Consider the following 24,352-nt stretch of genomic DNA (forward strand, 5'->3'; position numbering starts at 1 on the left):
CAGCGCCGTCCTTGCGAGTCATGGACCGGTTCAAACAGATCGAGACGTTCGCCGCGGTCGCGGCAAAAGGCAGCCTGTCGGCAGCCGCGCACGCGGAGGGCGTCGCGCCGGCGATCATCGGCCGCCGCCTCGACGCGCTCGAGGAGCGGCTCGGCGTCAAGCTGCTGGTGCGCACCACGCGCAAGCTCACGCTGACGTTCGAGGGTTCGGCGTTCCTCGAGGATTGCCAGCGGATCATCAACGACATGCAGAACGCGGAGGCGAGCGTGTCCGCCGGCGGCGTCAAGGCGAGCGGCCACCTGCGCATTTCCGCACCGGCCGGTTTCGGCCGGCGGCACGTCGCGCCGCTCGTGCCCGAATTCAGCGTCGGGCATCCGGACGTGTCGGTCACGCTCGACCTGTCCGACCGGATGGTCGACCTCGTCAACGAGGGGTTCGATTGCGCAGTGCGGCTCGGCGAACTGCCCGATTCGTCGCTCGTGTCGCTGAAGCTCGGCGAGAATCGCCGTGTGTGCGTCGCTTCCCCCGCGTATCTCGCGCGGCGCGGCACGCCGGTCACGCTCGCGGAGCTGGCGCGGCACAACTGCCTCGCGCTTGCGGCGAACGCGAACCAGCAACGCGGCTGGGCGTTCCAGGAGGACGACAAGGTCGTGGCGATCCGCGTGAACGGCACGATGGAATGCTCGGACGGCGCGGTGCTGCACGAGTGGTGCCTCGCCGGCCACGGCTTCGCGTGGCGCTCGTGGTGGGAGGTTGGCGAGGACATCGCGGCCGGCCGGCTCGTCAGCGTGCTCGACGCATTCGCCGCGCCGCCGATCGGCATCCACGCGGTGTTTCCGCAGCGCCGGCATCTGCCGCTGCGCGTGCGCCTGTTTCTCGATTACCTGAAGCATACGTACGAACGGCCCGGCTATTGGGGCGAGTAGGCGGTGCGCGCCCGCGCGTTTCCGATATGAGGGCGAACCCGCTTCCGGTGCCGGCCGGGCGGTTTCGCACACTACAATCGTAAGAGGCATGTCCGACGCGTCGCGGCCGGCCAGGATGGGATCGCGGCGCGCGGAGTGCGATTGACGAAGGAGGGCGCGATGTTCCGGCACATCCTCGTTCCAACCGACGGTTCCGAACTGTCGCAGAAGGCGATCGACGGTGCGATCGACCTCGCTCGCGCGGTCAGCGCTCGCGTGACGGCCTACGCGTGCCTGCCGCAATATCCGTACTCGCCGTTTTCCGAAGTGATCATCGAGCCGCCCGCCGATTTCCGGGCGCGCAGCGAGCGCGAGGCACGCGCGCACCTCGACGACGTGGAAGCAGCCGCGAAGGCGGCGGGCGTCGCCTGCGACACGTGGACGAGCGTGCATCCGTCGCCGTATCTCGGCATCATCGAGGCGGCCGAACGCGGCGGCTGCGACGTGATCTTCATGGCGTCCCACGGACGCCGCGGGCTCGGTAGCCTGCTGATCGGCAGCGAGACGCAGCGCGTGCTGACCCATACGAAAATTCCGGTGATCGTCTATCGGTAGGGCGTCGCCGGCCGTAGCCGCGCGGGCGGCGCGTTGGAAAAAGGGCGCGCCGGACAGAGCCGGCGCGCGTCGTTGCTGGCGGCCCGCAGGCCGCGCGGCCGGTCGCGCGATCAGCGTCGCGCGCCTGCCGTCTCCTCCCTGATTTTTGTACTGTTGCCGATGCCGCGCCGCTTGCGCGCGTCAGGCGACCTTCTTGCTGCCGTCGAAGAACTGTTCGTCTTCGGTCGAGCCGTGCAGCGCGGTCGTCGATGCTTCGCGCTCGACCGTCTGCGTCACGGCGTCAAAGTAGCCCGTGCCGACTTCGCGCTGGTGCTTGACGGCCGTGAAGCCCTTGTCGGCTGCCGCGAACTCGGCCTGCTGCAGTTCGACGAACGCGCTCATCTGCGTGCGGGCATAGCCGTGAGCGAGGTTGAACATCGAGTAGTTCAGCGCGTGGAAGCCGGCCAGCGTGATGAACTGGAACTTGTAGCCCATCGCGCCGAGCTCCTTCTGGAACTTCGCGATCGTCGCGTCGTCGAGGTTCTTCTTCCAGTTGAACGACGGCGAGCAGTTGTACGACAGCAGCTTGCCCGGGAACTGCCGGTGGATCGCTTCCGCGAATTTCTTCGCGTACTCGAGATCCGGCTTGCCAGTTTCGCACCAGATCAGGTCGGCATACGGCGCGTAGGCGAGACCGCGCGAGATCGCCTGCTCGAGGCCCGGCTTCGTGCGGAAGAAGCCTTCCACCGTGCGCTCGCCCGTCAGGAACGGCTTGTCGTTGTCGTCGACGTCGGACGTGATCAGGTCGGCCGCTTCAGCGTCGGTACGGGCAACCAGCACGGTCGGCGTGCCCATCACGTCAGCCGCGAGACGCGCCGCCGACAGCTTCGCGACGGCTTCGCGCGTCGGCACGAGCACCTTGCCGCCCATGTGGCCGCACTTCTTTACCGAAGCGAGCTGATCCTCGAAGTGAACGCCCGACGCGCCTGCCTCGATCATCGCCTTCATCAGTTCGAATGCGTTCAGCACGCCGCCGAAACCGGCTTCCGCGTCAGCCACGATCGGCGCGAAGAAGTCGACATAGCCTTCATCGCCCGGGTTCTTGCCTTCCGACCACTGGATCTGGTCGGCGCGCGTCAGCGTGTTGTTGATGCGCTTCACGACGAGCGGCACCGAGTTCGCCGGGTACAGCGACTGGTCCGGGTACATTTCGCCCGCGACGTTCGCGTCGCCGGCGACTTGCCAGCCGGACAGGTAGATGGCCTTCAGGCCGGCCTTCACCTGCTGCATCGCCTGGTTGCCGGTCAGCGCGCCGAGCGCGTTGACGAACGGCTCGTTGTTGATGAGGCTCCACAGCTTTTCCGCGCCGCGCTTGGCCAGCGTGTGCTCGATCGGGATCGAGCCGCGCAGGCGGATCACGTCCTCGGCCGAGTAGCCGCGCTTGATACCCTTCCAGCGCGAATCGGTTTCCCATTGCTGTTGCAGTTCCTGTGTCTGTTGCTGACGCGACATGATGAGCTCCTTGATGCGGTGTGATGCCGAATGGGGCGAATCTGACGTGAGGCTGTTCTCGAAGCCGGAAGTGATGCGTTCCGTTTCGTGAAGTCTTGTATAAGAGTCTAGACAAATCGCCGGAAGCGAAGCAGGAACTTTCTCGGGACGTGCGTAAATTTTTAATTGTTTTAAATCAACGGATTGGATATTGAATTTCGAGATGAGAAATGCTTTTTCCCATCCCGCAATCGCATGGATTGTGCCGCGCAGCATGATTTTTTACGACACAAAAAATTTTTCCGTATCGTGAAATTTGCGTCGGGACGAAAAAAAACCGGCGCAGGTGCGCCGGTCGGCTGGATGGGCGGGCCATCCGTGGGGCGGCCGAGGGCCGCCCGTGCGTGCTTACGACGCGGAATTGCTGCGACGCGGGCCGCTGCTACGCTGGCCGTCGCGACGCGGGCCGCCGTCACGGCTGCCGCCCGGCTTGCCGCTCCAGCCGCCGCCGTTGCCGCCGCCGCCGTAGCTGCGGCCGGTGCCGCCATGGCCGCCGCCCGGCTTGCCGCCGAAGCGTCGACCGCCGCCGTTACCGCCGCCCGGACGGCCGCGGCCACCGGTGCCGCCGTTGCGCGCAGGGGTCTTGCGCGGCTCGAAACCTTCGATCACGTTGACCGGAAGCGGCGAGCGCACGAAGCGCTCGATGCGCTTGAGCGCGCCCTGCTCGGCGTGGTGCACGAGGCTCACCGCGGTGCCCGAACGGCCCGCGCGGCCCGTACGGCCGATACGGTGCACGTAGTCTTCCGCGAACTTCGGCAGGTCGTAGTTGAACACGTGCGTGATGCCCGGGATGTCGATGCCGCGTGCCGCGACGTCGGTGGCAACCAGCACGCGCACACGGCGCTCGCGCAGCGCACGGATCGTGCGGTTACGCGCGCCCTGCGGCAGGTCGCCGTGCAGCGCGGCCGATTCGAAGCCTGCGTCGGCGAGACGGCCGGCGAGCTGGTCGGCGTCGATCTTGGTCGCCGTGAAGATGATCGCCTGGTCGAGCGCGTCGTCGCGCAGCAGGTGATCGAGCAGACGATCCTTGTGGTCGCGGTCGTCGACGTAGTGCACGGTCTGCGCGATGTTCGTGCGCGACTCGAGGCGCTGCTGGATCTCGATGCGCTCGGGGTCCTTCAGCAGGCGGCCCGTCAGCGAACCGATCTTGCCGTCGAGCGTGGCCGAGAACAGCATCGTCTGGCGCGACGCGGGCGTTGCCGCGACGATGGTCTCGATGTCGTCGATGAAGCCCATGTCGAGCATGCGGTCGGCTTCGTCGAGCACGAGCATCTTCAGCTCGGACAGGTCGATGCGGCCGCGCTCGAGGTGATCGAGCAGACGGCCCGGCGTGGCGACCAGGATTTCCGGGTTCTTCGCGAGCAGCATCAGCTGCTGGCCGTAGGCGACGCCGCCGAGGATGCTGACCGTGCGCAGGCGCTTCAGGTGCTTGCCGTAGGTCGTTGCGGCCGTGGTGACCTGCATCGCGAGTTCACGGGTCGGCGTCAGCACGAGCAGGCCCGGGCGCGCGACGGGTTGCGGGCGGCGCGCGCGGCGGTCGCCCTGGTTCGGTTCACGCGGCGCGCGCGGTTCCTGCGCCTGCGCCTTCTGGAGCTGCGCGAAACGTTCGATCGCGGGCAGCATGAATGCGGCGGTCTTGCCCGAACCGGTCGGGCTCGACACCAGCAGGTCGCGGCCGGCGATGCCGGCCGGAATCGCGCGCTGCTGGACCGGCGTCGGCTTCACATAGCCGGCGGCCTGCAGCGCGGAGACGATCTCCGGCGACAACCCGAGCGACGCGAAGCTCGGCTCGTCCGACGCCGGTTCGACCGCGGCCGGTACGGCGGCGTCGTCGAGACCGAGCGCCTGGTCGGCGATCGCGTTGAGCGGGCTGGAGTTGATGCTCGAAGTCATAACAATCCTTGAAACACAGTGGGTGAAACGTCGGCGCCAATCGCGCATACCCAAGTCGTCGGATTCAGCGAGCAAATCGGGAAACGGGGGTGCAATCCGCCGAACCGTCGGCGGATGAGGCATTAGAAGCTGTTTTGGGTGCGGCGCGCTTCAGGAGCGGGGCCGCCAGCCTGATAAGTGACGACCGCGAGGGTCGAAGCAGGAGGGGACAGGTTCTAAACCGGATTGGAGCATAACGCTACGAGGCGTCTGGCCGGAACGGCTTTCGAGCCGAGCGCGGGGGTGACGCAGGCCGCATTATAAAGAAATTTGCTGCGCTGCGCCACTGATTTGATTGCCTATTGCGGCGGGGACGATCCGGTCAGGATGCCGTGCCGTTTTTCAGCGATTCGACGAGTTCGACGTACTGCTGCTTCGCCGCATCCTGCGACGTGCCCTTCAGCGCGTCCCATGCGTCGTACTTGTATTTGCCGACGATGTCGGTGAAGCCCGGCTTGTCGCCATGGGCATCGCCGTCGGTCGCCTGCTTGAAGAGCGCGTACAGGCGCAGCAGGGTCAGGTTGCCCGGCCGTTCCGTCAGTTGCTTGACGTCGATCTGGGCCTGGTCGAATTGGGCGGTGAGTTCGCTCATCGGGTGTCTCCGTAAGGGTTTCAGGTCGGGCGATCTTAACAAGCGGGCCGCCGCGCGGGGTCGAGCGATCCTTCCAAACCGCCGCCGGCGCCGCGCGCACGCACAGATCGGGCCCGATCGCCCGTGGGAGCGGGGCGCCGCATTACAATATCGGCCATGACGCAAACAGTGCTCCTCGCCATCGATACGTCGACCGAATACTGCTCGGTCGCGCTGCTGCGCTCGGCTCATGCCGATGACGCCGTTTCCACCCCGCAAACCTGGGTCCGCCACGAGCCGACAGGCGCCGTGTCGAGCACGCGCGTGCTGCCGGCGATCCAGGAACTCTTCGCCGAATCGGGGCTGACGCTCGCCGATTGCGACGCGATCGCGTTCGGCGCGGGCCCCGGCTCGTTCACGGGCCTGCGCACCGCGACGGGCATTACCCAGGGCCTCGCGTTCGGACTCGGGCTGCCGGTCGTGCCGATCGGCACGCTGCTCGCGTGCGCGGAGCACGCGCGGCTGCGCGCGCCCGCTACGACTCGCGTGCTTGCCGCGCTGGACGCGCGGATGGACGAAGCCTACTGGGCGGACTTCGTCTGGGACGACAGCGCCGGCGACTGGCGCACGCTGCATCCGGCTTCGCTCGATGCGCCGGACGTCGTCGGCGTGCCCGACGCGCCGTTTACGCTCGCGGGCAATGCGGCCGCCGCGTTCGGCGAGCAGTTGCCGGCCGCGGCGCGGGCGGCGGTGATCGACGGCGAAGCGATGCCGCATGCGCTGGCGGTCGCGCATGCCGCGCTGCGCGCGTTCCGCGCCGGGCGGGCGGTACCGGCCGATCAGGCCGCGCCTGAATACGTGCGCGACAAGGTCGCGCAGACGACCGCCGAGCGCGTCGCGGCACGGGCCGCGCAGACGGGCGGAGCGAAGGGATGACGGGTGTACTGCTGAGCGACCGCTATCTGGCGCCGATGACGGATGCCGATCTCGACGAGGTCGTCGCGATCGAGCAGGTCGCCTATGAATTCCCGTGGAGCCGCGGCAACTTCGAGGATTCGTTGCGCAACGGTTATCTGGGCGTGTGCCTGCGGCACGTGACGGGTTCGCTCGTCGGCTATTGCGTGCTGATGCCCGTGGTCGACGAGATGCACCTGCTGAACCTGTGTGTCGCGCCGGCCGCGCAGCACGCGGGCGCGGGCCTTGCGCTGCTGCGCGAGGCGGTGCGCATTTCGCGCGCGGAGCGGCTCGACGGCATGCTGCTCGAGGTGCGGCCGTCCAATCCGCGCGCGGTCCATCTGTACGAGCGTTTCGGCTTCGTGACGATCGGCCGGCGCAAGAACTACTATCCGGCGAAGCATCGCAGCCGGGAGGACGCGATCGTGATGCGTCTGACGCTGAACAAGGACGAGGGGGACGCGCATGGCATGGGCTGAAGCGGCGCTCGAGGAAATGGGCCTCGCGCAGATCTGGGTGCGGCGAGGGCAGCGCGCGGACGAAGGCGCGGCAGCAGAAGTGCCTGCCGCGGCGCAAGTCGGTGCGGCGGACAGCGCTTCCGCGATCGCGGCCGATCGACCGGCGCGCGCGGCGCGTGTACCGGTGCGAGACGAGGTGCCGCAGGCCATCGATGCCTCGCCGGCTCGCGAGCCGGGTGCACCGGCGCGCCGTGTCGTCGATGGCGATCGCGCGCCCGCGCCGGCCGCATCGGCCGATGCGATGCCGCCGATGGACGACGCACCGCCTGCCGGAGCGGACGATTTCGCGTGGTTCGACGCGACGCCGCCGGGCGATCCCGTGCCGGCTGCCGAATCGCGTCCCGCCGCCACGCCGGTTGCCGTGCTCGACTGGGATGCGCTGGCCGCGCGCGTGGCCGACTGCACGCTCTGCCGGCTGTGCGAGAAGCGGACCAACACCGTATTCGGCGTCGGCGACCGCGAAGCGGACTGGATGCTGATCGGCGAGGCGCCGGGCGAGAACGAGGACAAGCAGGGCGAGCCGTTCGTCGGCCAGGCCGGCAAGCTGCTCGACAACATGCTGCAGTCGCTGTCGCTCAAGCGCGGCGACAACGTGTACATCGCTAACGTGATCAAGTGCCGGCCGCCCGGCAACCGCAACCCGGAGCCGGACGAGGTCGCAAGCTGCGAGCCTTATCTGCAGCGTCAGGTTGCGCTCGTGAAGCCGAAGCTGATCGTCGCGCTCGGACGTTTCGCCGCGCAGACGTTGCTGAAGACGGACGCGAGCATTGCGTCGCTGCGCGGCCGCGTGCATGCGTACGAAGGCGTGCCGGTGATCGTCACCTACCACCCGGCGTACCTGTTGCGCAGCCTGCAGGACAAGTCGAAGGCATGGGCCGACCTGTGCCTCGCGCGCGACACGTTCCAGCGCGCCGAGGGTGCCGACGCGAACGGCCCGGCCGGGCAATGACGACCGGCGCGGCGTTCGCATTCGTCGATACGCTGCGTGACACGGCGGTTCGCGATCTGGGCTGGCTGCTCGCGAGCCCGAGCCTGCTGACCGCGGTGCCGGGCGCGCCGCTCGCGCACCCGTGGCCGGATCCGGCCGGACAGTCGGCTGTCGAAGCGTGGCTCGCCGCGCTCGATGCGGAGCCCGAGCCGCTGCACCGCGCGCTCGACGGGTTGCGGCCCGTACGGCTCGGCCGTTACGCGGAATGCCTGCTCGAGTATTTCCTCACGCACGGGCCGTCGCTGCGGCTCGTCGCGGCGAATCTCCCGCTGCGCAGCAACGGCAAGACGCTCGGCGAAGTCGATTTTCTCGTCGATGCGCCGGACGGGCAGCGCCTGCACTGGGAGCTCGCGGTGAAGTGCTATCTGTGCGCGCCGGTGCACGCCGGCGCATCGCTCGCCGATTTCGTCGGCCCCAATCTCGTCGACCGCTTTGACCGCAAGCGCCGCCGGCTGCTCGACCACCAGCTGCGACTCGGCGATCGCGACGGGTTTGCGCGGCTCGGCTACGGCGCGCCGTCCGACGCGCAGATGTTCATCAAGGGCTGGCTGTTCTATCCGCACGGGGCGCCGTTGCCGCCGGTGTCCGCGGAAATCGCGCCGGATCACCCGCGCGGTTTCTGGCTGACGCACGCGCAGTGGCCGGCGTGGGCGGCCGCGCAGCGTGCCGGCGTCGCATGGAGCGTGTTGCCTCGGCTTGCGTGGCTCGCGCCGCGGCGTGTTGCCGCCGATGTCGGCTTCGAACCCGACCCGCTGGCGGCCGCTCTCGAGCTGCCGTCCGTGTTGACGACGCGCGAGGCCCCCGCGCTGATCGGCATTCATGAAAAGGGCGACGACGGCACGTGGCGCGAGACGGCACGCGGCTTCGTCGTGGCCGACGACTGGCCGGCGCGCGCCGAGGCGTTCGCGGCCCGGGACGACTGACGCCGGGTCAGCCGGCGCTTACCACCAGCGATGGAAGTGATGGACGGGGCCGACGCCGTGGCCGACGTCGAGGTGGCCGCTCGCGGCGATCGCGCCGGTCAGGTAGGCCTTCGCTTCGCGCACCGCGCTTTCGAGGTCGGGCTGCTGCGGCAGCAACGCGGCGATCGCCGACGACAGCGTACAACCCGTGCCGTGCGTGTTGCTGACCGGCACGCGTGGGCCGTCGAGCCGCACGCTGCGCGCCGCATCGACGAGCCAGTCGGGGCTCGCGGCCGCATCGGGCAGGTGGCCGCCTTTCATCAGCACGGCGTGCGCACCCGTCTGCAGCAAGGCCCGGCCTTGCCGGACCATGTCGTCTTCGGTGGTCGCGGGTGTATCGCCGAGCAGCGCGGCGGCTTCGGGCAGGTTCGGCGTGACGACGGTCGCCAGCGGCAGCAGTGCATCGCGCAACGCATCGACCGCGTCGGGCGCGAGCAGCGCGTGCGAGCTCTTCGAGATCATCACCGTGTCGAGCACGACGAAGCGCGGCGCGTAACGTCGCAGCGCGTCGGCAACCGCGTGGACGATCGCCGCGTTCGCGAGCATCCCGATCTTGACCGCATCGATGCGGATGTCGTCGAACACCGCGTCGAGCTGCGCGGTCACGAACGCGGCGTCCGGCGCATGCACGCCCGTCACGCCGCGCGTGTTCTGCGCGGTCAGCGCGGTGATCACGCTGGCGCCATACGTGCCGAGCGCGGAAAACGTCTTCAGGTCGGCCTGGATGCCTGCGCCGCCGCCCGAATCGGAGCCGGCGATCGTCAGGATGTTGGGTATCGGATGCGTCATGAGGGCAACGCGCCGGTTCGAAGACCGGCGCCGGCGGACGGAAACGGCAAGTGTAGCGTCAGTGCCGCGATTCGCCGATCAGCGCGACCGAGTCGAACTGACGCTGGTTCGCCTGGTGGCGGCGCATCACGAGCCACATCGTCAGGCAGACGAACGTGCCGAACAGCACGATCACGACGCCGACCGGCACGTCGAGCCACACGAGCACCGCATAGAGACACAGCATCACGAGCACCGACAGGTTCTCGTTGAAGTTCTGCACCGCGATCGAGTGGCCGGCCGACAGCAGCACGTGGCCGCGATGCTGCAGCAGTGCGTTCATCGGAACAACGAAGTAGCCGGACAGCGCGCCGACACCGATCAGGAAGATGTAAGCGACGATCAGGTACACGGGCATGCGCAGGTGGCCGAAGTGCACGGCCCAATTCGACGGGAACAGGTTGCGCGTGTAGAACGCCATCAGCATGACCGCGATGCCCATGATGATGCCGACGGGCAGTACGGTCAGCGACTTCTTCAGCGGGATCCGGGCCGCGGCGGCGATTGCGCCGGCCGCGACGCCGACCGCAACCACGGCCTGCAGGATCGCGCCTTCCGACAGCGACATGCCGAGCGATACTTCGGCCCACTTCAGCACGATGAACTGCAGCGTCGCGCCTGCGCCCCAGAACAGCGTCGTGACCGCCAGCGAAATCTGGCCGAGCTTGTCGCGCCACAGCACCATGAAGCAGTCGGCGAAATCCGTCAGGAGCTTGACCGGGCCGCGCTCCTGCTTCGGGTAGCGGGCACCCGTATCGGGAATGCGCAGGTTGAACAGCGCGGCGATCACGTAGATCGCCATGATGATCGCCATCGCTGCTTCGGCGGGCGTGCCGATCCAGGCGGGCGTGTGTGCGATCACGTGCGACGCGATATGCGGGCTGATCAGCGCGCCGCCGAGCACGGTGCCGAGGATGATCGAGCTGACGGTCGTGCCTTCGATCCAGCCGTTCGCGGCGACCAGCCGGTCGGCCGGCAGCAGCTCGGTGAGTATCCCGTATTTGGCGGGCGAGTAGGCCGCAGCGCCAAACCCGACGATCCCGTACGCGATCAGCGGGTGGGCGCCGAGCAGCATGATCATGCAGCCGACCACCTTGATCGAGTTGGTGATGAACATCACGCGACCCTTCGGGCGCGAATCTGCGAAAGCACCGACATACGCTGCCAACACCACGTACGACAACACGAAGAACAGCTTCAGCAGCGGTGTCATCCAGTTGGGAGCGTGGAGGTCTTTCAGCAGGGCGATGGCGGCGATGAGGAGCGCATTGTCGGCCAGCGACGAGAAAAACTGCGCGGCCATGATGGTGTAAAAACCTTTTTTCATCTGATGCGATGCTTTCGTCGCTGCGGCAGGGCCGCGTAGGCCGCCTGATATGCGATCGGCTTATTCCGTTCGAAATGGGTTGTGCGCACGGCTTTATAACATGAAAATACGCCAATTCGGACTAGCAAGATTCCCCGATCGTTCCGCAAATTGTCGGCTTCGGTGCTCAAAAGGCGCGGTAAGCTGATGATTCGCAAGCGTCTTTACGTAAATTTCCCATGCCGCGCCCGATCTCCGCCACCATCCACACCGCCGCTCTCGCGAACAATCTCTCCGTCGTCCGCCGCTTTGCCGGCCCGTCCAAGGTCTGGGCGGTCGTCAAGGCCAACGCGTACGGCCACGGTCTCGCCCGTGCGTTTCCCGGCTTGCGCGGCACCGACGGCTTCGGCCTGCTCGACATCGACGAGGCCGTGAAGCTGCGCGAGCTCGGCTGGGCCGGCCCGATCCTGTTGCTCGAAGGGTTCTTCCGCTCGACCGACATCGACGTGATCGACCGCTACAGCCTGACGACGACCGTCCACAACGACGAGCAGATGCGGATGCTGGAGACGGCGAGGCTGTCGAAGCCCGTCAACGTGCAGCTCAAGATGAACAGCGGGATGAACCGGCTCGGCTACGTGCCGGAAAAATACCGCGCCGCATGGGAGCGCGCCCGCGCGTGCCCCGGCATCGGCCAGATCACGTTGATGACCCATTTTTCGGATGCGGACAACGAGCGCGGCGTCGCCGAGCAGCTCGCGACGTTCGAGCGCGGCGCGGCAAGCATCGCCGGCGCGCGCAGTCTTGCGAACTCGGCTGCCGTGCTGTGGCATCCGGATACGCATTTCGACTGGGTGCGGCCGGGGATCGTGCTGTATGGCGCGTCGCCGTCCGGGCTGTCGTCCGATATTGCCGACACGGGTCTGAAGCCCGCGATGACGCTCGCGTCCGAGCTGATCGCGGTGCAAACGATCGCGAAGGGCCAGGCCGTCGGCTATGGCTCGACGTTCTCCGCGCAGGCGCAGATGCGGGTCGGCGTGGTCGCATGCGGCTACGCGGACGGCTATCCGCGCGTCGCGCCCGAAGGCACGCCCGTGATCGTCGACGGCATCCGCACGCGGATCGTCGGCCGCGTGTCGATGGACATGATTACCGTCGACCTGACTCCGTGCCCGCAGGCCGGCGTCGGTGCGCGCGTCGAGCTGTGGGGCAACGCACTGCCGATCGACGACGTCGCCCGCCATTGCGGCACGATCGGTTACGAGCTGATGTGCGCGGTCGCCGGCCGCGTGCCCGTGCGCGCGGAATAAGGGCGTCACGCGTGGCCAAACAGAAAACCGTTTATGTCTGCAGCGAATGCGGCGGGCAGACCCCGAAGTGGCAGGGGCAGTGCCCGTCGTGCCAGGCCTGGAACACACTCGTCGAATCGGTCGCCGAGACGCCGGCCGCCCATCGTTTCCAGTCGCTCGCGAAGCGGGCGCCCGTGCAGCGCCTCGTCGACATCGAAGCCGCCGACGTACCGCGCTTCTCGACCGGCATCGGTGAATTCGATCGCGTGCTCGGCGGCGGGCTGGTCCCGGGCGGTGTCGTGCTGATCGGCGGCGATCCGGGCATCGGCAAGTCGACGCTGCTGCTGCAGTCGCTCGCGGACATCGCGAACGAGCGGCGCGCGCTCTATATCAGCGGCGAGGAATCGGCCGCGCAGATCGCGTTGCGCGCGCAACGGCTTGCGCTGCTCGACGGCGGTACGCCGGCGGCCGAGCTGCAGCTGCTCGCCGAGATCCAGCTCGAAAAGATCCAGGCCGCGATCGACGCGGAGCGGCCGGACGTGGCCGTCATCGATTCGATCCAGACCGTCTATTCGGAGGCGCTCACGTCGGCGCCGGGCTCGGTCGCGCAGGTGCGCGAATGCGCGGCGCAGCTCACGCGCATCGCGAAACAGTCGGGCACCGCGATCATCATGGTCGGGCACGTGACGAAGGAGGGTAACCTCGCCGGCCCGCGCGTGCTCGAGCACATCGTCGACACGGTGCTGTATTTCGAGGGCGACACGCATTCGTCGTTCCGGCTCGTGCGTGCGTTCAAGAACCGCTTCGGTGCGGTCAACGAACTCGGCGTGTTCGCGATGACCGAGCGCGGGCTGCGCGGCGTCGCGAATCCGTCCGCGCTGTTCCTGTCGCAGCACGAGCAGGTCGTGCCCGGCTCGTGCGTGCTCGTCACGCAGGAAGGCACGCGCCCGCTGCTCGTCGAAGTCCAGGCGCTCGTCGATACGGCGCATGTGCCGAACCCGCGCCGGCTTGCGGTCGGCCTCGAGCAGAACCGGCTCGCGATGCTGCTCGCGGTGCTGCACCGGCACGCGGGCATCGCATGTTTCGACCAGGACGTCTTCCTCAATGCAGTCGGCGGCGTGAAGATCACCGAGCCGGCCGCCGATCTCGCGGTGTTGCTCTCGATCCATTCGTCGATGCGCAACAAGGCACTGCCGAAGGGGCTGGTCGTGTTCGGCGAAGTGGGGCTGGCGGGCGAGATCCGGCCGTCCCCGCGCGGGCAGGAACGGCTGCGCGAGGCGGCGAAGCTCGGCTTCACGTCCGCGCTGATCCCGAAGGCGAACGCGCCGAAACAGGCGATCGAAGGGCTGAACGTGATGGCCGTCGAGCGGATCGAGCAGGCGATCGACCGCGTGCGCGATCTCGAGTGACCGGCCTGGCAGGCGCACGGGCTGTGCCTGCCGGCGAACTGTCGCGTAATTCGCTGTAAAGAATATGTAGGCGCCTGTAACCCGCCGGACATCGCTTTTCCCTATCCTTTGCCGGATTGCCGAACCAGCAATGCGAAGGGAACCTATGTTGAAATCGTATGGGGAAGCGCCGGGCGGACGCCTTTACAACCTGCGCGGCTGCCGCGTGTCGGAGCCGATTCGCCAGCCCTGGGGCGGCGGATGCCGGATCGTCGAATGGATCGACGAGGAAGGGCGCCTGGCGCGCAAGGTCGTGTCCGAGGACGTGACGGAAGCGGAGGTTGCCGCGGCGATCAGGCGGCCGGCCGAAGGGCGCCGGTACCTGATGGGCGACGACGAGCAGATGCCGCGCGACACGTTGCCGCGACGCTGAGCCGGAAGCGCGACGGCAAGAAACTAACAGGCCGGGCCGGCGCGCCCGGCCTTGTCGCATCCGGGCCCGGCGAGGGCCCAGTGGGTTATCGAGGCACCATGGGCACTGGCGTGCCGGGCCGGCGATCGGCCGGCCGGCACGCGGCCGCGTTCAGCCGATCTGCTCGAGCTCCTCGTGCGCGGCGAGCCAGTCGGCCTCGATCGTTTCGAGACGTGTGTTGACGTCTCCGAGCTTGCGGATCGCGTCGGTCAGTTCCGTCTTGCGCGCGGCCTCGTAGCTCGCCGGATCGGCGACGAACGCATCGAGTCGCGCCTTCTCCGCGTGCAGCGTCTCCATTTCCTTTTCGAGCTTCGTGATGCGCGTCTGCAGCGGCTTTTTCAACACCGACAGGCGCTGCCGCTCCTCGGCGGCCTGACGCTTCTGGTCCTTGCGGTTGGCCGCCGCACCCGCGCCCGGCGAAGCCGCACCGTCGGCCTTCGCGGCCGCGCGCTGCTCGGCCGCGTGCTGCAGCAGCCAGTCGCGATAGTCGTCGAGGTCGCCGTCGAACGGCTGCAGCCGGTGCTTCGCGACCAGCATGAACTGGTCGGTCGTCGCGCGCAGCAGGTGGCGGTCGTGCGATACGAGGATCAGCGTGCCTTCGAACTGCGCGAGCGCCATCGTCAGTGCGTGGCGCGTTTCGAGGTCGAGGTGGTTGGTCGGCTCGTCGAGCAGCAGCAGGTTCGGCTTCTGCCAGATGATCAGCGCGAGCGCGAGGCGCGCTTTCTCGCCGCCCGAGAACGGGCCGACGGCACTCGTCGCCATGTCCCCCGAGAAATTGAAGCCGCCGAGGAAGTCGCGCAGCTCCTGCTCGCGCGTGTCGGGCGCGAGCCGCGCCAGATGAGCGAGCGGAGAATCGTCCTCGCGCAGCGTTTCGAGCTGGTGCTGCGCGAAATAGCCGATCGTCAGCCCCTTGCCGTCGCGGACGTGGCCCGACAGCGGCGCGAGCGTGCCGGCGAGCGTCTTGATCAGCGTCGACTTGCCCTGTCCGTTCGCGCCGAGCAGGCCGATGCGCTGCCCGTTCTGGATCGACAGCGCCACGCGCTCGACGATCGGGATTTCCGCGCCGTCGTCGGCGTGGTAGCCGCAGCGGACGTCTTCCATCACCATCATCGGGTTCGGCGCGGCGTCGGGCGTGCGGAATTCGAACGTGAACGGCGACGCGATGTGCGCGGGCGCGATCAGCTCCATCTTCTCGAGCGCCTTCATCCGGCTTTGTGCCTGCTTGGCCTTGGTGGCCTTGGCCTTGAAGCGGTCGACGAAGCTCTGCAGGTGCTCGATCGTCTTCTGCTGCTTTTCGTATGCGTTTTGCTGCAGCGCCAGTTGCTGCGCGCGCAGCACTTCGAATTGCGAGTAGTTGCCGCCGTAGCGCTTCACCTGGCGGTTTTCCAGATGCAGCGTGACGTTACAGATCGAATCGAGGAATTCGCGGTCGTGCGAAATCACGACGAGCGTGCCGGGATAGCGGTGCAGCCAGTCTTCGAGCCAGACGATCGCGTCGAGGTCGAGGTGGTTCGTCGGTTCGTCGAGCAGCAGCAGGTCGGAGCGGCACATCAGCGCTTGCGCGAGGTTCAGGCGCATGCGCCAGCCGCCGGAGAAGCTGGCGACGGATTCGCGCGTCTGTGCAAGCGTGAAGCCGAGGCCGAGCAGCAGCGCCTCGGCGCGGGCGGGCGCGGTGTAGCCGTCGGCGTCGGCGAATGCCGCGTGCGCGTGGGCTTCGGCGGCGCCGTCATGCGCGGCGGAAGCGGCGGCGATGCGTGCCTCGATCTCGCGCAGCGCGGCATCACCGTCGAGCGTGTAGTCGAGCGCCGAGCGATCGACGGCGGGCGTTTCCTGCGACACATGGGCGATCCGCCACGACGGCGGCATCGAGAAATCGCCGGCGTCCGAGTGCAGCTCGCCGCGCAGAACCGCGAACAGCGTCGACTTGCCGGCGCCGTTCGCGCCGATCAGGCCGGCTTTCTCGCCGGGATTGAGCACGAACGAGGTCGAGTCGAACAGCGGCTTGGTGCCGCGCGCAAGGCTGAACTGATTGAAACGGATCACGGCGGAAATGACTGGCCAAAACCGCTATTCTAGACTGCGCGCCGCCCGCACCGGACATCGGCCGCTCGGCGGATGCCGCAACGGTGAAATTTCGCCTAGACTCCACGTCGATCCGGTTTCGTAAAAGGAGTGCCCGATGTCCACCCTGTATTCGTTCAGCGCAGAGACGCTCGCCGGTGCGCCGGCCTCGCTCGACGCGTATCGCGGCAAGGTGCTGCTGATCGTCAACACCGCCAGCGAGTGCGGTTTCACGCCGCAGTACGCGGGCCTGCAGAAGCTGTACGACCAGTACGCCGCGCGCGGCTTCTTCGTGCTCGGCTTCCCGTGCAACCAGTTCGGCAAGCAGGAGCCCGGCGACGCCGCGCAGATCGGCACGTTCTGCGAGCGCAATTACGGCGTCACGTTCCCGATGTTCGCGAAGATCGACGTGAAGGGCGACCATGCGCATCCGCTGTACCGCTACCTGACCGACGAGGCGCCCGGCATTCTCGGCCTCAAGGCGATCAAGTGGAATTTCACGAAATTCCTGATCGACCGCGAAGGGCGCATCGTCAAGCGCTACGCGCCGTCGACCAAACCCGACGAAATCGCCGCGGATATCGACAAGCTGTTGTGACGGCTGCCGACGGCGTTCGCGGCGTCGGTGCCGATTGCACGGACGCCGCCGTCGTCCCGGCCGTTACAGGATCGGCGCGAACAGCCGCGCGACGTGCATCGCGATGCGCCGCCATGCGGGCGACTGGCGGTATTCGTTCGCATCGACCTCGTACGCTTGCGCGAAGTCGGCATCGAGCATCGTCTCGACCTCGTCGGCGAATGCGCGGTCGACGGTCAGCACCATGATCTCGAAATTGAGGCGAAACGAGCGGTTGTCGAGATTCGCGCTGCCGATCGCTGCCGCGATGCGGTCGATCAGTACGACCTTCTGGTGCAGGAAGCCCGGCCGGTAGCGGAACACCTTGACGCCTGCATCGACCAGGTCGCGTGCGTACAGCCTCGATGCCTCGAATACCACGTAGTGATCGCGCCGGCTCGGGATCAGGATGCGCACGTCGACGCCGCGCATCACGGCGAGCTTCAGCGCGGCGATCACGGCTTCGTCGGGGACGAGGTAGGGCGTGGTGATCCAGACCCGCTCGCGCGCGGCGTTGATCGCCTCGACGAAGAACAGCGAGCCGGTTTCCTGCTTGTCGGCCGGCCCCATCGGCACCGCGAGGCAATGCATGTTGTCGCCGGGCTGCGCGGGCGGCGGCAGCGCGAGCGGCGGCAGCTTCTGCGTCGCCCAGTGCCAGTCTTCGGCGAACACGTACTGGATGCTCGCGACCACGGGGCCGCGTATCTCGATGTGCGTATCGCGCCAGGGCGACAGGCGCGGCTTCGCGCCGAGATATTCGACGCCGACGTTGTGCCCGCCGACGAACGCGCGATTGCCGTCGACGACGACGATCTTGCGATGGTTGCGGAAGTTCAGCTGGAAGCGGTTGACGAACGTCCGGTTGGTCGCGAACGGATGAACCTCGACGCCGCCCCGGCGCAGCGTGTCGACGTAGCTGTGCGGCAGGTCGAAGCTGCCGATGCTGTCGTACAGCAGGCAGCAGCGCACGCCGGCCGCCGCGCGTGCGAGCAGCGAGTCGCGCAGCATCTGGCCGAGCGCATCGTCGCGCACGATGAAGAACTGGACGACCACGTAGTCGCGCGCGGCGTCGATCGCCGACAGGATCGCCGAGAACGTCGCGTCGCCGTTCACGAGCGTGCGCACCGAATTGCCGCCGAGGAACGGCATGCCGCCGAGCCGCGTGAGCGCGAGCACGGCAGCCTGGCCGAGCGCGTCGGCGGCCGGCCCGTCGGTCGCATCGGTGCTGGGCCAGGGAGAGCGCGGTGTGTGCATGCGCAACATTTCCAGCTCGTGGCGCCGCGCGTCGACGTAGCCGGAGAACTTGCTGCGGCCGAGGAACAGGTACGGAATGAGCGTCAGGTACGGCATGGCCGCGAGCGAGACGGCCCATGCGATCGCGCCTTGCGACGTGCGCGTGTTCATGATCGCGTGGCACGCCGCGACGATCCCGAGCACGTGGATGGTCAGGATCAGGGTGCCGAGATGTAGCCAGTCGAGGGTCATGGGCGCGTGACGGACTCCTGAGGTCGTGCGGCGCGACGGCCGCCTACGCGCATCTTACCCAACCGTGCGGCGCAGCGGTGCGCCGCACGGTTGGGGAGCCGGGGGCTCAGGCCTTGCGCGGCAGGTCCGATGCCTGGATCAGGAACACGGTGTCGTCGCCCGCGCTGGTGGGCAGCCACGTGAGTTCGAGGCCGCCGAACGCGGCTTCGACGTGCTCGCGCTCGTTGCCGATCTCGACGACGAGCACGCCGTCGTCATGCAGCCAGCGATGCGCTTCGGCGACGATGCGTCGCACGATGTCCATCCCGTCGTCGCCGCCTGCGAGTGCCATTTCCGGCTCGTGCCGGTATTCGGGCGGCAGCGCGGCCATCGACGACGCGTTCACGTACGGCGGGTTCGTCAGGATCACGTCGTAGCGTGCGCCGGGATCGGTGCGGAACGCGGGCAGCGGCGCGTAGAGGTCGCCGCGGTGCAGTGCGACGCGGTCTTCGAGGCCGTAGTCGCGCACGTTGATCTCGGCCACCTCGAGTGCCTTGTCGGACAGGTCGACTGCGTCGATCTCGGCGTTCGGGAACGCGCTCGCCGCCAGGATCGCGAGGCAGCCGGAGCCCGTGCACAGTTCGAGCACCGCGCCAACCTGCTCGGGATCGGCGACATACGGCTGCAACCCGTCGTCGAGCAGTTCGCCGATGAACGAGCGCGGCACGATCACGCGTTCGTCGACGTAGAAGCGGTGGCCATGCATCCAGGCTTCATGCGTGAGGTACGCGGCCGGCACGCGGTCGGTCGCGCGCCGCTCGATCACCGCGAGCACGGCCGCGATTTCGTCGGGCAGCAGCCGTGCGTCGAGGAACGGCTCGAGCGTGTCGAGCGGCAGCTCGAGCGTGCGCAGCACGAGGTAGGCCGCTTCGTCGTACGCGTTGTCGGAGCCGTGGCCGAACGCGAGTTTCGCCTTCGAGAAGCGCGTGACTGCGTAGCGCAGCAGGTCGCGAACAGTTACAAAAGGTGTCGTCATGCGAGGCTCCATCAGGCGATCAGTTGTTCGAGCACGCGGCGGTACACGTTCTTCAGCGGGTCGACGAAGCGCACCTCGATGTGCTCGTCGATCTTGTGGATGCTGCCGTTCGGCGGGCCGAACTCGATCACCTGCGGACAGATGCGCGCGATGAAGCGGCCGTCCGACGTGCCGCCCGTCGTCGACAGCTCGGTCGTGATGCCGGTCTCGGTATGGATCGCGTTTTCCAGCGCGCCCGACAACTCGCCGCGCGGCGTGAGGAACGGCAGGCCGCTCACCGACCACTTCAGCGTGTATTCGAGGCCATGCTTGTCGAGGATCGCGTGCACGCGTGCCTGCAGGCCCTCGACCGTGCTGGCGGTCGAGAAACGGAAGTTGAACAGCAGGTCGGCGTGGCCGGGGATCACGTTGGTCGCGCCGGTGCCGGCGTGCAGGTTCGACACCTGCCAGGTGGTCGGCGGGAAGTATTCGTTGCCTTCGTCCCACTGCTCGGCCGCGAGCTCGGCGAGCGCCGGCGCGAGCAAGTGGATCGGGTTCTTCGCGAGGTGCGGATACGCGATGTGGCCCTGCACGCCCTTGACGACCAGTTCGCCCGACATCGATCCGCGGCGGCCGTTCTTGACGACGTCGCCGAGCTCGGCGGTCGACGTCGGCTCGCCGACGATGCAGAAGTCGACGCGTTCGCCGCGCGCCTGCAGCAGTTCGACGACCTTCACGGTGCCGTCGGTGGCCGGGCCTTCCTCGTCGCTCGTGATCAGGAACGCGATCGCGCCGCGGTGGCCGGGATGGGCCGCGACGAATTCCTCGGCCGCGACGACGAACGCCGCGAGCGACGTCTTCATGTCGGCCGCGCCGCGGCCGTATAGCTTGCCGTCGCGATGGGCGGGAATGAACGGCGGCGAGGTCCACTGCTCGAGCGGGCCGGTCGGCACGACGTCGGTGTGACCCGCGAACGCGAGCAGCTTGCCGTCGCGGCCGTCGGCGCCGCGCTTGACGGCCCACAGGTTGGTCACGCCGTGCGACGCGATGGTCTCGCATTCGAAGCCGAGCGCGGTGAGGCGCTCGGTCATGATCTGCTGGCAATGCTGGTCGTCGGGCGTCACGGACGCGCGGGCGATCAGCTGTTCGGTAAGGGCTAGGGTGGCGGACATGGTTCGGACCACTTTCGATAAAAAATGCCGGCACGGTGGCCGGCAGCGACAAGACGTCGGGCTGCGCCGACAGGCGCAGCGCGGGCGGCCCTATGCGGCAAACAGCGACGCGTATTGATCAGCCGCGAAGCCGAGCGATTTCACGCGGCCGTTGACGACGAGCACGGGACGCTTGATGACCGACGGCTTGTGGATCATCAGCGCGACGGCGCCGGCCTTCGTTTCGGCGGCCGCCTTCATCGCATCGCCCAGGCCGCGCCACGTGGTGCCGCGCTTGTTCACGAGCGCGTCGAGCGACACGTCCTTCAGCCAGTCTTCAAGCAGCGGCGCGCTGACGCCGAGCTTCTTGAAATCGTGAAACTCGAATTCGACGCCGTGATCGTCGAGCCACACGCGGGCCTTCTTCACGGTGTCGCAGTTCGGGATGCCGTAGACGACCACGGTGTGCGGCTTCGCCATCAGTCGCCTCGCAGCAGCTCGTTCAGGCCGACCTTCGCGCGCGTCTTTGCATCGACCTTCTTGACGATGACCGCGCAGTACAGGCTGTGCGAGCCGTCCTTCGACGGCAGGTTGCCGGCGACGACGACCGAGCCGGCCGGGATGCGGCCGTAGCTGACTTCGCCCGTCTCGCGGTCGTAGATCTTCGTGCTCTGGCCGAGGTACACGCCCATCGAGATCACCGAGTTTTCCTCGACGATCACGCCTTCGACGACTTCCGAGCGCGCGCCGATGAAGCAGTTGTCTTCGATGATGACGGGGTTCGCCTGCAGCGGCTCGAGCACGCCGCCGATGCCGACGCCGCCCGACAGGTGCACGTTCTTGCCGATCTGCGCGCACGAACCGACCGTGGCCCACGTGTCGACCATCGTGCCTTCGTCGACGTACGCGCCGATGTTGGTGTACGACGGCATCAGCACGACGTTCTTCGCGATGAACGAGCCGCGGCGAGCGATGGCCGGCGGGACGACGCGGAAGCCGCCCGCGGCGAAGTCTTCGGCCGTGTAGTTCGCGAACTTCGACGGCACCTTGTCGTAGAACTGCGAGTAGCCGCCGGCCGGCATCGGTGCGTTGTCTTCCAGGCGGAACGACAGCAGCACGGCCTTCTTCAGCCACTGGTGCACGGTCCAGTTGCCGTCGATTTTCTCGGCGACGCGCAGCGCGCCGCGGTCGAGCTGCTCGATCGCGTGAGCAACGGCTTCGCGGACGTCGGCCGGTGCGGCCTTCGGCGACAGCTCGGCGCGGTTTTCCCAGGCGGTATCGATGATTTGCTGAAGTTGTTGCGACATGTTCGTTTTCGCAGGAGATGGGGTGGAATTGATCGGGATGGACGTTTTACCGCGCGAGAGCCCGGCAGAAATCGACGATGCGTTGCGCGCCCTCGACGCATTCGGGGGTGCCCGCGACGAGCGCGATCCGGATGAAATCGCGGCCCGGGTTGGTGCCGTGCGCGTCGCGCGCCAGGTACGAGCCGGGCAGAACCGTCACATTATAGTCGGCGTACAGGCGGCGGGCGAACTCGGTGTCCGACAGCCCGGTGCGCGACACGTTGGCCCACAGGTAGAACGCGGCATCGGGCAGTTTCACGTCGATCACGTCGGCGAGCATCGGCGTGACCGTCTTGAACTTCTGCAGGTACAGCGCACGGTTCTCGCGCACGTGCGCCTCGTCGTTCCACGCGGCGATGCTCGCGTGCTGCCAGACCGGCGACAGCGCCGCGCCGTGGTACGTGCGGTACAGCAGGAATTTCTTCAGCAGCGCCGCGTCGCCGGCGACGAAACCCGAGCGCATGCCGGGCACGTTCGAGCGCTTCGACAGGCTCGACAGCATCACGAGGCGCTCGAAGCCGCGGCCGAGGCGGTGCGCGGCCTCGAGACCGCCGAGCGGCGGCGCCGCTTCGTCGAAATAGATTTCCGAATAGCACTCGTCGGATGCGATCACGAAACCGTGGCGGTCGGACAGCGCGAACAGCTCGCGCCAGTCGTCGAGCGTCAGCACGGCGCCCGTCGGGTTGCCCGGCGAGCACACGTATAGCAGTTGCGTGCGCGCCCAGACTTCGTCGGGCACGGCCGCGTAGTCGCACGCGAAGTTGCGGGCCGGGTCGCTGTTCGCGAAATAGGGTTCGGCACCGGCCAGCAGCGCCGCGCCTTCGTAAATTTGATAGAAAGGATTCGGACAGAGTACGATCGCCTTCTCGCCCAGCTCGGACGGACGCGCGTCGATCACGGTCTGCGCGAGCGAGAACAGCGCCTCGCGCGACCCCGACACGGGCAGCACCTGCGTGGCCGGGTCGATCGCCGGCAGCCCGTAGCGGCGCTCGAGCCAGTGCGCGATCGACGTGCGCAGCGCGTCCGAGCCGGCGGTGGCCGGATACGACGCGAGGCCGTCGAGCGCGGCCACCACGGCGTCGCGGATCAGCGCCGGGGTCGGGTGCTTGGGCTCGCCGATGCCGAAGCTGATCGGTTTGAGGGCGCCGGTGGGCGTCACGTCCTTGAACAGGGCGCGCAGCTTTTCGAAGGGATAGGGCTGGAGCGAGTCGAGTCGAGGGTTCACGGGCGAAGCGGCCATCGCGGCCGGTTGGAGCGAAAGAAGCGGCGGGCGCGCCGCGCGGCTGCGAACGGGCGCCGACGGCGCGCGGGTCGCAACGGATGATTATAGCGTGATGGACTGCGGTCACGGCCCGCCGGAGCGGCGGCCGGGCCGGTCGAATAAAGGGTATTGAACCAAATGAATAACGCGGTACGCGGCAGCCTGCCGACGCTGGCGATCCTGATCGGCGCATCGGTATGGGGCCTGATCTGGTATCCGTTGCGGATCCTCGCGTCGCTCGGCGTGACGGGCACGCTGGCGAGCGCGCTGACGAGCCTCGTCGCGTTCCTGTTCGTGATCGTCGCGCGGCACCGCACGATCGCGACGCTGCGCTGGCACTGGGTGCTGCCCGGCATCGCGGTGACGGCCGGCGTGACGAACCTCGGGTTCGTGTGGGGCACGATCCACGGCGAGGTGCTGCGCGTGATGCTGTTGTTCTACCTGACCCCCGCCTGGACCGCGATCTACGCGCATTTCCTGCTGCGCGAGCGGCTGACCTGGGCCGGTGCGGGGCTGGCGGCGCTGTCGATCGGCGGCGCGATGCTGATGCTGTGGTCGCCGAAGCTCGGCTTGCCGCTGCCGGCCAATCCGGCCGAATGGGCCGGTCTCGCGGCCGGGCTGAGCTTCGCGATGAGCAACGTGCTCGTGATCAAGGCGAGCCGCGAGCTGCCCGGGATGCGCGCGGAGATGCGTACCGCGACGCTGTTCGGCGGCGCCGCGGTGTTCGGCGCGATCGCGTCGCTGTTCGAAGGGCTGCCGGCCGTGCCGGCGGGCGGCCAGCTCGGGGTCGCCGCGCTGATCATCGGCGCGATCGGCGTGACGATGGCGGTGAACAACCTGCTCGTGCAATACGGCCTGGCGCGCGTGCCGGCGAACCGCGCGTCGATCATCATGCTGTTCGAGATCGTGATCACCGCGCTGTCGGCGTGGGTGTTCGCGAACGAGCTGCCGACCGCGCGCGAGTGGGCGGGCGGCGTGTGCATCGTGCTGGCGACGCTGCTGTCGAGCCGGGTCCATCGTGCCGCGCCGGCACCGGACAAACCCGGCGACGGTCGGGACGGCGCACGCGCGATGGTATGATGGAAGCCGTTTGCGGGGCCCAACGCTGTATGCGCGCGGCCCCGTTTTTGAATTCCGGGGCGCGTCGCGCGCATGGGCCGTCCGGCCCCGCGCAGCGCGG

The 24,352-nt window shown here is 67.9% G+C and carries 23 protein-coding genes; 11 read left to right on the plus strand and 12 right to left on the minus strand.

Annotated features, from left to right (window positions below; translation table 11 throughout):
- The first annotated feature begins 20 nt into the window (after positions 1–20).
- Positions 21–926 carry a LysR family transcriptional regulator gene (locus tag BFF94_RS07945; RefSeq protein WP_128843956.1) on the plus strand — a complete coding sequence of 302 codons (906 nt, stop codon included), beginning with the start codon at positions 21–23 and terminating at the stop codon, positions 924–926.
- Positions 927–1,085: 159 nt separating this feature from the next.
- Entirely contained in the window at positions 1,086–1,520 is a 435-nt protein-coding gene (locus BFF94_RS07950) for a universal stress protein (protein ID WP_128843955.1), read from the plus strand.
- Between the two features lie 180 nt (positions 1,521–1,700).
- Here the strand turns inward: BFF94_RS07950 and aceA are convergent, their stop codons facing one another.
- The 3 genes from aceA to BFF94_RS07965 form a co-directional block, all read right to left on the minus strand.
- The gene (gene aceA, locus BFF94_RS07955; RefSeq protein ID WP_128843954.1) at positions 1,701–3,011 is read right to left on the minus strand and encodes an isocitrate lyase; all 1,311 of its coding nucleotides are present in this window, start codon (positions 3,009–3,011) and stop codon (positions 1,701–1,703) included.
- 387 nt (positions 3,012–3,398) lie between these two features.
- Positions 3,399–4,943 (minus strand): DEAD/DEAH box helicase, encoded by a 1,545-nt coding sequence (locus tag BFF94_RS07960; protein WP_219139189.1) that lies wholly within the window; start codon positions 4,941–4,943, stop codon positions 3,399–3,401.
- A gap of 361 nt (positions 4,944–5,304) precedes the next feature.
- Positions 5,305–5,574, minus strand: a complete 270-nt coding sequence (locus BFF94_RS07965) for an acyl-CoA-binding protein (protein ID WP_128850775.1) — start codon at positions 5,572–5,574, stop codon at positions 5,305–5,307.
- A 147-nt stretch (positions 5,575–5,721) separates the two neighbouring features.
- Here BFF94_RS07965 and tsaB point away from each other — a divergent pair, with 147 nt between their 5' ends.
- Genes tsaB through BFF94_RS07985 form a run of 4 tightly spaced genes read left to right on the plus strand, consistent with a single transcriptional unit; the run spans position 5,722 to position 8,936 of the window.
- Positions 5,722–6,489 (plus strand): tRNA (adenosine(37)-N6)-threonylcarbamoyltransferase complex dimerization subunit type 1 TsaB, encoded by a 768-nt coding sequence (gene tsaB / locus BFF94_RS07970; protein WP_219139228.1) that lies wholly within the window; start codon positions 5,722–5,724, stop codon positions 6,487–6,489.
- Positions 6,486–6,986 (plus strand): ribosomal protein S18-alanine N-acetyltransferase, encoded by a 501-nt coding sequence (gene rimI / locus BFF94_RS07975; RefSeq protein WP_128850772.1) that lies wholly within the window; start codon positions 6,486–6,488, stop codon positions 6,984–6,986. The genes tsaB and rimI overlap by 4 nt, the downstream gene beginning before the upstream one ends.
- Positions 6,973–7,974 (plus strand): uracil-DNA glycosylase, encoded by a 1,002-nt coding sequence (locus BFF94_RS07980; RefSeq protein WP_219139190.1) that lies wholly within the window; start codon positions 6,973–6,975, stop codon positions 7,972–7,974. The genes rimI and BFF94_RS07980 overlap by 14 nt, the downstream gene beginning before the upstream one ends.
- Positions 7,971–8,936, plus strand: coding sequence for a DUF1853 family protein (locus BFF94_RS07985; RefSeq protein WP_219139191.1), 966 nt, complete (start codon positions 7,971–7,973; stop codon positions 8,934–8,936). The genes BFF94_RS07980 and BFF94_RS07985 overlap by 4 nt, the downstream gene beginning before the upstream one ends.
- Before the next feature lie 18 nt (positions 8,937–8,954).
- Here the strand turns inward: BFF94_RS07985 and thiD are convergent, their stop codons facing one another.
- Both thiD and lplT read right to left on the minus strand, forming a co-directional pair.
- Positions 8,955–9,764 (minus strand): bifunctional hydroxymethylpyrimidine kinase/phosphomethylpyrimidine kinase, encoded by an 810-nt coding sequence (gene thiD, locus BFF94_RS07990; protein WP_128850767.1) that lies wholly within the window; start codon positions 9,762–9,764, stop codon positions 8,955–8,957.
- A 58-nt stretch (positions 9,765–9,822) separates the two neighbouring features.
- Entirely contained in the window at positions 9,823–11,130 is a 1,308-nt protein-coding gene (gene lplT, locus BFF94_RS07995; protein WP_219139192.1) for a lysophospholipid transporter LplT, read from the minus strand.
- Between the two features lie 218 nt (positions 11,131–11,348).
- Between lplT and alr the strand changes: the two genes are divergently transcribed.
- The 3 genes from alr to BFF94_RS08010 all read left to right on the plus strand — a co-directional run bounded on the left by alr (position 11,349) and on the right by BFF94_RS08010 (position 14,219).
- A complete protein-coding gene (gene alr / locus BFF94_RS08000) occupies positions 11,349–12,419 on the plus strand; it encodes an alanine racemase (protein WP_128850765.1) in 1,071 nt (356 codons plus the stop codon).
- Positions 12,420–12,430: 11 nt separating this feature from the next.
- Complete coding sequence (gene radA / locus BFF94_RS08005) at positions 12,431–13,807, plus strand: DNA repair protein RadA (protein WP_128850763.1); 1,377 nt, start codon at positions 12,431–12,433, stop codon at positions 13,805–13,807.
- Between the two features lie 145 nt (positions 13,808–13,952).
- The gene (locus tag BFF94_RS08010; RefSeq protein ID WP_128850760.1) at positions 13,953–14,219 is read left to right on the plus strand and encodes a DUF2866 domain-containing protein; all 267 of its coding nucleotides are present in this window, start codon (positions 13,953–13,955) and stop codon (positions 14,217–14,219) included.
- Positions 14,220–14,369: 150 nt separating this feature from the next.
- On the opposite strand, the gene BFF94_RS08015 is transcribed toward BFF94_RS08010, so the two are convergent.
- Positions 14,370–16,301 (minus strand): ATP-binding cassette domain-containing protein, encoded by a 1,932-nt coding sequence (locus BFF94_RS08015; RefSeq protein ID WP_219139193.1) that lies wholly within the window; start codon positions 16,299–16,301, stop codon positions 14,370–14,372.
- Positions 16,302–16,437: 136 nt separating this feature from the next.
- On the opposite strand from BFF94_RS08015, the gene BFF94_RS08020 reads away from it, so the two are divergent.
- Positions 16,438–16,917: a glutathione peroxidase gene (locus BFF94_RS08020; protein WP_128850757.1), complete on the plus strand. Its 480-nt coding sequence runs from the start codon at positions 16,438–16,440 to the stop codon at positions 16,915–16,917.
- Between the two features lie 63 nt (positions 16,918–16,980).
- On the opposite strand, the gene cls is transcribed toward BFF94_RS08020, so the two are convergent.
- The 6 genes from cls to dapC form a co-directional block, all read right to left on the minus strand.
- Entirely contained in the window at positions 16,981–18,420 is a 1,440-nt protein-coding gene (cls, locus tag BFF94_RS08025; RefSeq protein WP_219139194.1) for a cardiolipin synthase, read from the minus strand.
- Positions 18,421–18,526: 106 nt separating this feature from the next.
- Entirely contained in the window at positions 18,527–19,435 is a 909-nt protein-coding gene (gene prmB / locus BFF94_RS08030; protein WP_128850755.1) for a 50S ribosomal protein L3 N(5)-glutamine methyltransferase, read from the minus strand.
- 11 nt (positions 19,436–19,446) lie between these two features.
- Positions 19,447–20,586: a succinyl-diaminopimelate desuccinylase gene (gene dapE / locus BFF94_RS08035; RefSeq protein ID WP_128850752.1), complete on the minus strand. Its 1,140-nt coding sequence runs from the start codon at positions 20,584–20,586 to the stop codon at positions 19,447–19,449.
- A 90-nt stretch (positions 20,587–20,676) separates the two neighbouring features.
- Positions 20,677–21,045 (minus strand): ArsC family reductase, encoded by a 369-nt coding sequence (locus BFF94_RS08040; protein ID WP_128850749.1) that lies wholly within the window; start codon positions 21,043–21,045, stop codon positions 20,677–20,679.
- On the minus strand, positions 21,045–21,872 hold the full coding sequence (gene dapD / locus BFF94_RS08045) for a 2,3,4,5-tetrahydropyridine-2,6-dicarboxylate N-succinyltransferase (RefSeq protein ID WP_006759623.1): 828 nt from the start codon (positions 21,870–21,872) through the stop codon (positions 21,045–21,047). Before dapD ends, BFF94_RS08040 begins: the two co-directional genes overlap by 1 nt.
- 46 nt (positions 21,873–21,918) lie before the next feature.
- Positions 21,919–23,151, minus strand: a complete 1,233-nt coding sequence (gene dapC / locus BFF94_RS08050) for a succinyldiaminopimelate transaminase (protein ID WP_128850746.1) — start codon at positions 23,149–23,151, stop codon at positions 21,919–21,921.
- 159 nt (positions 23,152–23,310) lie between these two features.
- Between dapC and BFF94_RS08055 the strand changes: the two genes are divergently transcribed.
- Positions 23,311–24,252, plus strand: a complete 942-nt coding sequence (locus tag BFF94_RS08055; protein WP_128850743.1) for a DMT family transporter — start codon at positions 23,311–23,313, stop codon at positions 24,250–24,252.
- The last annotated feature ends 100 nt before the right edge of the window (positions 24,253–24,352 follow it).

This window comes from Burkholderia catarinensis, assembly GCF_001883705.2.
GTDB lineage: Bacteria > Pseudomonadota > Gammaproteobacteria > Burkholderiales > Burkholderiaceae > Burkholderia > Burkholderia catarinensis.